This window comes from Streptomyces sp. NPDC005017, from assembly GCF_042873115.1.
Classification (GTDB): domain Bacteria; phylum Actinomycetota; class Actinomycetes; order Streptomycetales; family Streptomycetaceae; genus Streptomyces.
The window spans coordinates 1-11,229 of the sequence record NZ_JBIALD010000053.1 but is presented as its reverse complement, the minus strand read 5'-3'; the positions used below and the strand labels follow the sequence as shown (position 1 = coordinate 11,229).

Sequence of the window (11,229 nt, the reverse complement as noted above, 5' to 3'; positions counted from 1 at the left end):
GCGGGTCGTCGTCATCGACTGCACCGACACGGGGGCGTCCCCGCCGACCGCCACGGAGCCGACCTGGATCTGCCGGCTCTTCCGGCGCTCGGCGAGCTTGGTCGGAACGGACGGCATGCCGAGAGAAATCGCAGTCATCTGCTGTGCAACCCCAAGTCGTGGATCAAGGTCCGGACCCGTATCTGCGGCGGGCTCCAGGCTTCGAGATTACGGCACGCCGCGCGGCCGGATCACGCCCCCGCCCCGAATGCGTCCGACAGAGGGACCCGCGCCGCGGCCGGACCACCCGATGGAGGGCGGCCGGACACCCAGGGTGCCCGGCCGCCGTGAACCGCGGGTGTCCTGCCTCTGTCCTACGAGATACGCACCGGGTTCACCAGGTCCGCGACCAGGACGAGCAGCGTGAAGCAGACGAAGACCCCGGCGACCACGTAGGCGACCGGCATCAGCTTGGCCACGTCGAAGGGGCCGGGGTCGGGGCGGCGCAGGACCCTGGCGGTGGTGCGGCGCAGGGACTCCCAGAGGGCGCCGGCGATATGGCCGCCGTCCAGCGGGAGCAGCGGGAGCATGTTGAACAGGAACAGCGAGAGGTTGAAACCGGCCAGCAGGAAGACGAACATCGCGAGCTGCTGGGAGGCCGGGATGTCGAGGGTGGCGATCTCGCCGCCGACCCGGGCCGCTCCGACGATGCCCATCGGGGAGTCCTGCTCACGCGGTCCGTCGCCGAAGGCGGCGTCCCACAGGGCGGGGATCTTGGACGGCAGGGCGACCAGGGAGTCCACGGCGTCGCCGACGCGGTCGCCCATCCAGGTCACGGAGTCGCCGAGGCCCAGCGTGACGACGCCCTCGGCGGCGCTGAAGCCGAGGAAGCCGGCCTTGACGTACTCGCCCTGGACGTAGGTCCCGGAGGAGTCCTTCCTGGCGACCAGGTTGGTGGCGATCTCGGCGTGCAGGGTGACCTCGCGGCCGCCGCGGTCGACGACGATCTCCACGTTCTTGCCGGCGCTCTCGCGGATGCGGTCGGAGAGGGTGTTCCACTCGTCGATCCGGGCGCCGTCGAAGGCGACGATCTTGTCGCCGGCCTTCATGCCCGCGGCCGAGGCCGGGGAGGCGGGGTCGGCCTTCTGGCACTCGTCGCGCTTCTCGCTCTGCGCGATGACGCAGGGGGAGACCGAGCTGACGGTGGTGGTCTGCTGGGTGATGCCGAAGCCCATCAGCACGGTGAGGAACAGTCCGAAGGCCAGGATCAGGTTCATGAAGGGGCCCGCGAACATCACGATGACCCGCTTCCACGGCTTGCGCGTGTAGAAGAGGCGGGTCTCGTCACCCGGCTTGAGCTCCTCGAAGGCGGCCGAGCGGGCGTCCTCGATCATGCCGCGCCACGGGGAGGTGGAGCGGGCCTCCAGCCTGCCGTCGGGGCCGGGCGGGAACATGCCGATCATGCGGATGTAGCCGCCGAACGGGATCGCCTTGATGCCGTACTCGGTCTCGCCCCTGTTCCTCGACCAGATGGTGGGGCCGAAGCCGACCATGTACTGCGGCACCCGGATGCCGAACATCTTGGCCGTGGAGAGGTGGCCCAGCTCGTGCCACGCGATCGAGAAGAGCAGGCCCACCGCGAAGACCACTATGCCGAGGATGAACATCAGGGTCGTCATGCACGGGCCTCCGCCGTCTGTGCCGTCAGTTCCCGGGCGCGTGCGCGGGCCCAGGTCTCCGCTTCGAGGACGTCCGACACGGTCAGTGAGGTTCCCGTCGCCGGGGTGCCGTGCTCCTCGACGACCCGGGTGACGGTCTCAATGATCCCGTTGAAGGGCAGCGCGCCAGCCCGGAAGGCCTCCACGCACTCCTCGTTGGCGGCATTGAACACCGCCGGGGCGGTGCCCGCGAGCCCGCCCACGTGCCGGGCGAGGTTCACGGAGGGGAAGGCCTCGTCGTCGAGCGGGAAGAACTCCCACGTCGAGGCCGTGCTCCAGTCGAACGCGGGCGCGGCGTCGGGCACGCGCTCGGGCCAGCCGATGCCGACGGCGATGGGACCACGCATGTCGGGGGGCGTGGCCTGCGCCAGGGTCGATCCGTCCGTGAACTCCACCATCGAGTGAACATACGACTGGGGATGGACGACGACCTCAATGCGGTCGAAGGGAATGTCGTAGAGCAGGTGCGCCTCGATGACCTCCAGGCCCTTGTTGACGAGCGTCGCGGAGTTGATCGTGATCACCGGTCCCATGGCCCAGGTGGGGTGGGCGAGGGCGTCCTCGACGGTGACGTGCGCGAGCTGCTCCTTCGTACGGCCGCGGAAGGGGCCTCCGGAGGCGGTGACGACGAGCTTGCGGACGTCGGCGCGGGTGCCGGCGGCGAGGGCCTGGAAGAGGGCGGCGTGCTCGGAGTCGACCGGGATGATCTGGCCGGGCTTGGCGCGCTCCTTGACCAGGGGGCCGCCGACGATGAGCGATTCCTTGTTGGCGAGCGCGAGGGTGCGGCCCGCCTCCAGGGCGGCGAGGGTCGGGGCGAGTCCGATGGAGCCGGTGATGCCGTTGAGCACCGTGTGGCAGTCGGACGCGGCGGCCTCGGTGGCCGCGTCGGGGCCGGCCAGGATCTCGGGGAGCGGCTCGCCCATGCCGTACTCGGCGGCCAGGGCCTCGCGCAGCTCCGGCAGGACGTCCTCGCGGGCCACCGCGACGGTCCGCACGCGCAGGCGGCGGGCCTGCTCGGCGAGCAGGGCGACCCGGCCGCCGTTGGCGGACAGGGCGGTCACCCGGAAGCGGTCGGGGTTGCGCAGGACCAGGTCGATGGCCTGCGTGCCGATCGAGCCGGTGGACCCGAGGACGACGATGTCCTTGGGGCCGTCTCCCGCGACGGGGTCGAAGACGAGGTGCGGGTCGGCGAGGGGGGCTGGGCTGTCGCTCATGCCCCCCATTCTTGCCGTACTCGGGCGCCGGATGTGCTCACGGGGTGGTGCGGCGGAACTTCTCCCACTGCGCGTCGACGACGTCCTGCGGTACACCGCCGAAGTCCTCGGTGCCGACTGGCTCCGCGCGGAAGGAGAGGGTGGTGGTGCCGGAGCGGATCACGGTGAGGTACTCGTACAGTTTCAGGCTGTCGTCCTTGACGTCCTGCATGGTGATGCGGAAGGCGAGTGCCTCGTCGCCCAGGGCGGGTGCCTCGAGCGTCTCGACCCGGAGGACCTTCGCCTCGGCGAGGGCGCGATCCTCGGTGAAGCCGTCGGCGCACTTCTCACCGGCCTCGCCGAAGGCCTTCATCACGGCGGTGGCGTCCTCGGCGGTGTAGGAGCGCAGCCGGAGGTCGATGTCGACAGCCGGCTCGGCGTTGGGGTCCGACACGTCCCGGGCGACCTCGGCGGCGGCGTCGTGCGGTGTGGCTCCCTCGGCGAGGCCGACCAGCGGCTGGCAGACCTCGGGGCGGGCGGTGTAGGTGTCGCTGAGGGGGCCGTCCTCGCCGTAGGGCTCCTCGGAGGTGTACGCGCCTATGTCGCCCTCGGCGAGGGCCGCGGCCAGGAGCTGGGTCTCGGTGAGCGGCGCCGGGCCCTCGTCGCCCGCGGCGGACTCGTCGCCGCCGCAGGCCGCCGTCGCGAGGAGCACGGCCGTCGTGAGTGCGGCTGCCGTCACCCGGCCGAACGTCGTTTTCTTCATTCCCGCCCCGTGTTCGTCTTCCGTTGATCAATTGCCGGCTGATTCTGTCCGACAGCCGCAACGGTCCCGAACGCGGGGCGGTGCTCTCAGCGGATCCGGCGGTGGACGTTCTCGCCGGACGAGGGGCCGGGCGAGGCGTCGGCGATCCACGGGCCGTCGCCGGACGGGTCGACGATGCCCGCCTCCAGCCACTCGTGGCTGCCGTCGAGGACGGCTCTGACGATCTCGCGGTCGTTGTCGTCGGTGTTGGCCCACAGGCGGTGGAAGAGCGCGTCGACGCGGATGCGGGCCTGGCGGCAGAAGGCGTCGGCGAGCTGGTAGGCCTCGCGGCCGTTCTCCCCGCGGGCGCGCAGGAGTTCGGCGCGGACGCAGGCGGCGCTCATGGCGAAGAGTTCGGCGCCGATGTCGACGATCCGGCCGAGGAAGCCCTGCTTGGTCTCCATGCGGCCCTGCCAGCGGGACATGCCGTAGAAGGTGGAGCGGGCGAGTCTGCGGGCGTGGCGTTCGACGTAGCGCAGATGGCGGGAGAGGTCGGTCTCGTGGCGGAAGTCGCCGTAGGAGGCGGGGAGCTGGCCGGGGCCCGCGACGAGTTTCGGGAGCCACTTGGCGTAGAAGACGCCGGCGTGCGCGCCTGCCTTCGCCTTGTCGGACAGGGACTTCTCCGGGTCGATGAGGTCGCCCGCGACGCTGAGGTGGGCGTCGACGGCCTCACGGGCGATGAGCAGGTGCATGATCTCGGTGGAGCCCTCGAAGATGCGGTTGATGCGCAGGTCGCGCAGCATCTGCTCGGCGGGGACGGCGCGCTCGCCGCGGGCGCGCAGCGACTCGGCGGTCTCGAAGCCGCGGCCGCCGCGGATCTGGACGAGTTCGTCGGCCATGAGGCAGGCCATCTCGGAACCGTAGAGCTTGGCGAGGGCGGCTTCGATGCGGATGTCGTTGCGGTCCTCGTCGGCCATCTGCGAGGACAGGTCCAGGACGGCTTCCAGGGCGAAGGTGGTGGCCGCGATGAAACTGATCTTGGAGCCGACGGCCTCGTGCAGGGCGACGGGACGGCCCCACTGCTCGCGGACCCCGGACCACTCGCGGGCGATCTTCAGGGACCACTTCCCGGCCCCCACGCACATGGCGGGCAGGGACAGCCGCCCGGTGTTGAGGGTGGTCAGGGCGATCTTGAGGCCCGAGCCCTCGGGGCCGATGCGGTTTCCGGCGGGTACGCGGACCCGGTGGAAGCGGGTGACGCCGTTCTCGATGCCGCGCAGGCCCATGAAGGCGTTGCGGTTCTCGACGGTGATGCCCTCGGAGCCGGCCTCCACGACGAACGCGGTGATGCCGCCCCTGTGCCCCTCGGACTTCGGCACCCGGGCCATGACGACGAGGAGGTCGGCGATGACGCCGTTGGTGGTCCACAGCTTGACGCCGTCGAGGACGTAGGCGTCGTCGCCGTCGGGCACGGCGGTGGTGGCCAGGCGTGCGGGGTCGGAGCCGACGTCGGGTTCGGTGAGCAGGAAGGCGGAGATGTCGGTGCGGGCGCAGCGCGGCAGGAAGGCGTCCTTCTGCTCCTGGGTGCCGAACATCTTCAGCGGCTGGGGCACACCGATGGACTGGTGGGCGCTGAGCAGGGCGCCGACGGCGGGGCTGACCGAGCCGACGAGGGCGAGGGCCTTGTTGTAGTAGACCTGGGTGAGGCCGAGGCCGCCGTACTTCGGGTCGATCTTCATCCCGAGCGCGCCGAGTTCCTTGAGCCCGTTGATCACCGCGTCGGGGATGCGGGCGTCGCGCTCGATGACCGCCGGGTCCATCTCCGTCTCGCAGAAGTCGCGCAGTTTGGCGAGGAACTCCTCGCCGCGCTGGACGTCGTCGGCGGCGGGCAGGGGGTGGGGGTGGATGAGGTCGAGGCGCAGGCGCCCGAGGAACAGTTCCTTGGCGAAGCTCGGCTTGCGCCAGTTCTGTTCCCGCGCGGCCTCCGCGACCTGGCGGGCCTCACGTTCGGTGACGGTGGTGCGTGGCGGTGTTGTTGCGGACATGAGGCTCACCTCGCCGCGAAGAGGGGTCTTGGGGACCGTGCGTTACCGATCGGTGCTACCGGATCGTATGTACCTGAATCCGGACGTGCCCACCAGTCCTCGCGCGGACGTCCGGCCGATGTCGGCGCGATGTGCGGCGGCGTCGGGGCGGGCCGTACCCTCCGGGACCCCGGCACCGGCCTCGACGCGGTGACGCGTTCGGCCTCACGGGGCGGCTTGCGCCGCACGAGTGTTCCAGGGGAAGCCGACCGGGTGCGGCGGCCGTCCGGGGCGGGCCCCGGCCCGGACGTGGAGGGTGCCGTCGACGCGGTGTTTCCGGCGGGCGCGGCCTGAGTGTTGCATGGGGGGCCTTCCGGGGGACGGTTCGCGTACGCGTCCCGGTCGGCGCCCGCGGCCGTAGCGGCGCCGGACGGGGTTGCGGAGGGCCGCCGGAGCGTCACCGGCAAAAGGCTGTCGAAGCGCTTCGACAACGTATGGACACCCGCTCTTCGTGGAGCTACTGTCGGACACCCCCACTCGCCATTGCCCGCAAAGCACACCGTCGAAGCGCTTCACCGGAGCCGGGAGAACTGGATGGTCACCCTCGCCGAGGTCGCCCAGCACGCCGGAGTGTCGGCGAGCACGGTGAGCTATGTCCTCAGCGGCAAGCGGTCCATCTCCGTCACCACCCGGCAGCGGGTCCAGGAGAGCATCCGGGAGCTGGGCTACCACCCGAACGCGGGAGCCCGCGCGCTGGCCGGCAAGCGGTCCAACATCATCGCGCTGATGATCCCCCTGCGCACCGACATGTACGTGCCGGTGATGATGGAGATCGCCATCGCGGTGGCCACCACCGCCCGCCTGCACGGCTACGACGTCCTCCTGCTCACCGGCGAGGAGGGCCCCGACGCCGTGCGCCGGGTCACCGGCAGCGGGCTCGCCGACGCGATGATCCTGATGGACGTGGAGCTGGAGGACGACCGCCTGCCGTTGCTGCGCGGCACCGATCAGCCGTCCGTGCTGATCGGGCTGCCCGCCGACACCACCGGCCTGACCTGCGTGGACCTCGACTGGACGGCGACGGGCGCGCTGTGCGTGGAGCAACTGGCCACGCTCGGCCACCGGGACGTCGCCGTGATCGGCGAGGCCCCCGCGGTCTACGAACGGCACACCGGTTTCGCCGAGCGCACCCTGGACGGACTGCGCTCCCGTTCCAGGGAGCTGGACGTACGGCTGCTGCACCGGCCGTGCGAGGGCGGGTACGACGCGATGGCGTCGACGCTCGCCCGTGTCTTCGACGAACGGCCCGCGACCACCGGGTTCGTCGTGCAGAACGAGTCGGCCGTCGAGCCGCTGCTCGCCCTGCTGCGCCAGCAGGGCCGGGCCGTGCCCGAGGACGTGTCGGTGGTGGCGATCTGCCCGGACCAGGTCGCCGTCCAGGCCTCGGTGCGGCTGACGTCCGTGGCCATCCCCGCCCAGGAGATGGGCAGGCACGCCGTGGAGCGGCTGGTGGCCAAACTGGACGGCCGCGACGGCGACGAAGTCGTCCTGATCGAACCCGAGTTGACGGTCCGGGCCAGCTCGGGCCCCGCCGCCTCCTGACCGCCCCCGCCCGCCACATACCCCGGGCCGCCGCCCTGCGGCCCGCCACACACCCCATGCCGTCGTCCGGCCGCCCGTCCGGACTCCGGCCGTCCCCGCGCGGCAGCGGTCGCCGTGACGGTCACCCGCCCTGAACGGTCGCGGACACGGCGACGGCCGGAGCCCCCGCACAGTGTGGGCTCCGGCCGTGGTCCGTCCGCCGTGACGGTGTGTCCGTGACGCCTCAGAGGGCGAGGCCGGTCAGCACCAGGACGCGCTCGTAGGTGTAGTCGTCCATCGCGTAGCGGACGCCCTCGCGGCCGACGCCGGACTGCTTGGCGCCGCCGTACGGCATCTGGTCGGCGCGGTAGGAGGGCACGTCGCCGACGATCACGCCGCCGACCTCCAGCGCGCGGTGGGCGCGGAAGGCGGTGCGCAGGTCGTGGGTGAACACACCCGCCTGGAGGCCGAACTTGGAGTCGTTGACCGCGGCGAACGCCTCGGCCTCGCCGTCCACCTTGTGCAGGCTCAGGACCGGACCGAAGACCTCCTCGGTGGCGAGGGTGACACCCTCGGGCAGACCCGCCACCACGGTCGGCGCGTAGGTGGCACCGTCCCGGGTGCCGCCGGTGAGGAGCTTGGCGCCCGCCTCGACGGCCTCGTTCACCCAGGACTCCACACGCCGGGCGGCGTCCTCGCTGACCAGCGGGCCCACGTCGGTGGAGTCGGCGGCCGGGTCGCCGGTGACCTGCGCCTCGACGGCCGCGACGACCTTCTCGGCCAGCCGGTCGTAGACGGAGGCGTCGGCGATCACGCGCTGCACGGAGATGCAGGACTGGCCGGCCTGGTAGTTGGAGAAGGTGGCGATCCGGGTCGCCGCCCAGTCCAGGTCCGCCTCGGAGGACCAGTCGCCGAGGACGACGGCGGCGGCGTTGCCGCCCAGCTCCAGCGTGCAGTGCTTGTGCGGCACCGACTGCTGGATGGCGTAGCCGACCTTGTCCGAGCCGGTGAAGGAGATGACCGGCAGGCGCTCGTCCTGGACCAGGGCGGGCATGGCCTCGTTGAGCACCGGCAGCACCGACCAGGAACCGGCCGGCAGGTCCGTCTCGGCGAGCAGCTCACCGAGGATCAGACCGGACAGCGGGGTGGCCGGGGCGGGCTTGAGGATGATCGGCGCGCCGACGGCGATGGCCGGGGCGATCTTGTGGGCGCACAGGTTCAGCGGGAAGTTGAACGGCGCGATGCCGAGGACCACGCCCTTGGGGAAGCGGCGGGTCAGGCCCAGGCGGCCGACGCCGCCGGCGTCGGTGTCCAGGCGCTGGGCGTCGCCGCCGTTGAAGCGGCGGGCCTCCTCGGCCGCGAAGCGGAAGACGGAGACGGCGCGGCCGACCTCGCCGCGCGCCCACTTGACCGGCTTGCCGTTCTCGGCGGAGATCAGCTGGGCGATCTCCTCTGTGCGCTCGGCCAGCCGCCTGGAGACGTGGTCCAGGGCGGCGGCGCGTACGTGGGCCGGGGTGGCGGCGAACTCGTCGAGCACGCCGTGCGCGGCGGCGACAGCCTCCTCGACCTGGGCCTCGGTCGGGACGCTGACCTTGCCGACGAGACGGCCGTCGTACGGGTTCGTCACGTCGAAGGTGTCCGTGCCGGTGGCCTGGCGGCCGGCGAGCCAGAAGGCGTGGGTGGCGGTCATCGAGTCCCGGCCCTTCCGCGTAGAGGTCTGCTGGGGGTTACCTGAACCACCGTAGGTGGGGCGTCCGGGCGACGGGGTTGTCCGATTCGTAGCAGTCGGCTTGCGGGGTGCGCCGCTTTGGACTTCTGTGCGCCGGGGTGCGCCGCTCTCGGCCTCTACGGGATGCGCCGCCTTCGGCTTCTACTCGGGAGCGGTGGCTTTCAGCGCCAGCCACAGCTCCATCCGTACGTCCGGGTCGTCCAGGGAGCGGCCGAGGATCTCCTCGACGCGCCGCATCCGGTAGCGCAGGGTGTGGCGGTGCACGCCCAGGTCGGCGGCGGCCGCGTCCCACTGGCCGTGCCGGGACAGCCAGGCCTTCAGGGAGGCGACGAGGTCGCCGCGGCCGGTGGCGTCGTGCTCGTACAGCGGCCGCAGCAGACCGTCGGCGAACGCCTTCACGGCGTCGTCGGCCAGCAGCGGCACGACCGACCCGGCGGCGAGCTGCTCGTGCTCGACCAGGACGCGGCCGCGCCGGCGCGCCACCGACAGGGCCTGCTCGGCCTGCTTGTAGGCGGCGGCCGCGGCGATCGGCCCGACGGGCGCGGACAGCCCGACGACCGGTTCCGCCTCCTCGCCGGGCACGGGCTCCCGTGCGGCGGCGCCCGCGCGGCCCGGCTGCTCGCGCCCGCCCTGCCCGCCGCGCGCGGCCGCCGGGAACCCGGCGCCACCGGCGCGGGCGGCCTCCCGGGTGGCCGCGTACCGCTCGCACGCGGTCACCGCCGCGCCGCCGTCCGCGGCCAGCACCACCAGCCGCTCCCCCTCCGGCACCACCAGTACGGGCTCGCCGGAGCGGGCCGCGGCGGACTCCACCAGCTCGGTGAGCGCGCCGAGGGCCTCGGCGCGGTCGGCCCGGGGCGCCACGCACTCGGCGAGGACCATCCGGAACGGGGCGTCCAGCAGCTCCCCGTACAGGTCCCCGGCGACCGCGCGGGCGTGGTCGGGCTCCCCGGCCAGCAGCATGCGCAGCACGGCCGCCCCGATGCGCTGCTCGGCGGCGCGCAGCGAGCGGGAGCGTTCGGTGGTGAGGGTGAGCAGGGCGATGGCGGAGTGCAGGGCGTAGCGCTCGGCCGTGCCGAGGGCGGCGGCGGTGCCGACGGCGAGGGCGGCGCGGGGGCGGCGGCCGGTGCCGATGGTGTGCAGCTCGACGCGGTCCTCGTGCTCGGGCCCGCCGACCACGGAGCTGGCGGGCGCGGGCCGCTCGCGCAGCCGTTCCACGTCGGCGGTGAGCCGGGCGGCGCGCCGGACCGCCCAGTCCGGCGCGGCGGCGACGACGGCACCGGAGGCGTCGTAGAGCGCGGCCCAGCCGTCGACCTGGGCGGCGAGGTGCGCGAGCAGTCCCTCGGGGCCCTCGCCGAGCGCCTGCCGGGTCAGCTCGCGCTGGGCGGCGAAGCCCGCGGTGACCGCCCGGTACTGGTCGGCGGCGATGGCGGCCGAGACGGCCTTGGTGATGGCGAGGAACGGGGTGCGCCGGGGCACCTCGATGAGCGGCAGCCCCTCCTGCGCGCAGGCGTCGACCAGGGCGGCGGGGATCTCGTCGTAGTTGACGCCGACCGCGAAGCCGAGCCCGACGACCCCCGCGCCCTCCAGGCGCCGCACGTAGCGGCGCATCGCCTCGGGGTCCTCGGCGTCCAGCTTCAGCGCGGTGACCAGCAGCAGTTCGCCGCCCTCCATGTAGGGCACGGGGTCGGCGAGTTCGCTGACGTGCGCCCAGCGCACGGGCACGTCCAGACGGTCCTCGCCCGCCCGCACGGTCAGCTTGAGCGCGGAGTGGTGGACGAGCGAGGCGAGCGTGGGTGGCATGGGGCCTTCAGATCCGGAGGGCGGAGGCTGGTCACTTGGCCGCGGTGTATGAACGGCCTGACTCGATTCTGCCTCACCGTACGGTCGGACCCCAGCGTCACACGGATCTCTGCCGGACGGGCCGTAGCCCCGGGGCCCCCAGCCGCGGCCCCTCTGGTGGATCTCCGCCGGAAGGGCTCTGGGGCCCTTCCGATGGATCTCCGTGGGAGCAGGAGCGGCGTCCGGTGCGGGCGATCGGCGTGCGGTGCGGAGGGCCATGTGGCGGAGCCACCTGTCCCTTCACGCCGTGCGGCTTGGGGGCACCTCCCACGCCCTTGAGGCGGTGAGGGAGTGCGTGCCGGGCGTCGCGACGCCGCGGAGATCCATCGGAAGGGCCCTAGGGACTGTGTGATGTCGTGATCAATCTTGCCGATCCGGGTCTCCTGGTAACGGGGATTGGGTAGGAAGGCGATCGTGACGCGCA

At 72.6% G+C, this 11,229-nt stretch carries 7 protein-coding genes and 1 pseudogene; 1 reads left to right on the top strand and 7 read right to left on the bottom strand.

The features are described 5' to 3' along the window. From ACFYR0_RS37655 to ACFYR0_RS37635, 5 genes and pseudogenes are all read right to left on the bottom strand, one after another. Window positions 1-138, bottom strand: a pseudogene (locus ACFYR0_RS37655) (4-hydroxy-3-methylbut-2-en-1-yl diphosphate synthase); the annotation flags it as partial. Window positions 139-353: 215 nt separating this feature from the next. Beyond that, entirely contained in the window at window positions 354-1,646 is a 1,293-nt protein-coding gene (locus ACFYR0_RS37650; protein WP_389338866.1) for a M50 family metallopeptidase, read from the bottom strand. Between the two features lie 8 nt (window positions 1,647-1,654). Then, a complete protein-coding gene (gene dxr, locus ACFYR0_RS37645) occupies window positions 1,655-2,911 on the bottom strand; it encodes a 1-deoxy-D-xylulose-5-phosphate reductoisomerase (protein ID WP_389338863.1) in 1,257 nt (418 codons plus the stop codon). A gap of 37 nt (window positions 2,912-2,948) precedes the next feature. After that, complete coding sequence (locus ACFYR0_RS37640) at window positions 2,949-3,653, bottom strand: hypothetical protein (RefSeq protein WP_389338860.1); 705 nt, start codon at window positions 3,651-3,653, stop codon at window positions 2,949-2,951. 86 nt (window positions 3,654-3,739) lie between these two features. After that, window positions 3,740-5,677: an acyl-CoA dehydrogenase family protein gene (locus ACFYR0_RS37635; RefSeq protein ID WP_389338857.1), complete on the bottom strand. Its 1,938-nt coding sequence runs from the start codon at window positions 5,675-5,677 to the stop codon at window positions 3,740-3,742. Between the two features lie 573 nt (window positions 5,678-6,250). Here ACFYR0_RS37635 and ACFYR0_RS37630 point away from each other — a divergent pair. Further along, entirely contained in the window at window positions 6,251-7,258 is a 1,008-nt protein-coding gene (locus ACFYR0_RS37630; protein WP_389338854.1) for a LacI family DNA-binding transcriptional regulator, read from the top strand. Between the two features lie 223 nt (window positions 7,259-7,481). Here ACFYR0_RS37630 and ACFYR0_RS37625 read toward each other — a convergent pair whose 3' ends face one another. Next, window positions 7,482-8,927 (bottom strand): aldehyde dehydrogenase family protein, encoded by a 1,446-nt coding sequence (locus ACFYR0_RS37625; protein WP_389338851.1) that lies wholly within the window; start codon window positions 8,925-8,927, stop codon window positions 7,482-7,484. A 180-nt stretch (window positions 8,928-9,107) separates the two neighbouring features. Next, entirely contained in the window at window positions 9,108-10,766 is a 1,659-nt protein-coding gene (locus ACFYR0_RS37620; RefSeq protein ID WP_389338848.1) for a PucR family transcriptional regulator, read from the bottom strand. Window positions 10,767-11,229: the final 463 nt, after the last annotated feature.

Coding starts and splice junctions, on each gene's coding strand:
- ACFYR0_RS37650 (WP_389338866.1), bottom strand. CDS start 1,646: ATGTTCATCCTCGGCATAGTGGTCTTCGCGGTGGGCCTGCTCTTCTCG.
- dxr (WP_389338863.1), bottom strand. CDS start 2,911: ATGAGCGACAGCCCAGCCCCCCTCGCCGACCCGCACCTCGTCTTCGAC.
- ACFYR0_RS37640 (WP_389338860.1), bottom strand. CDS start 3,653: ATGAAGAAAACGACGTTCGGCCGGGTGACGGCAGCCGCACTCACGACG.
- ACFYR0_RS37635 (WP_389338857.1), bottom strand. CDS start 5,677: ATGTCCGCAACAACACCGCCACGCACCACCGTCACCGAACGTGAGGCC.
- ACFYR0_RS37630 (WP_389338854.1), top strand. CDS start 6,251: ATGGTCACCCTCGCCGAGGTCGCCCAGCACGCCGGAGTGTCGGCGAGC.
- ACFYR0_RS37625 (WP_389338851.1), bottom strand. CDS start 8,927: ATGACCGCCACCCACGCCTTCTGGCTCGCCGGCCGCCAGGCCACCGGC.
- ACFYR0_RS37620 (WP_389338848.1), bottom strand. CDS start 10,766: ATGCCACCCACGCTCGCCTCGCTCGTCCACCACTCCGCGCTCAAGCTG.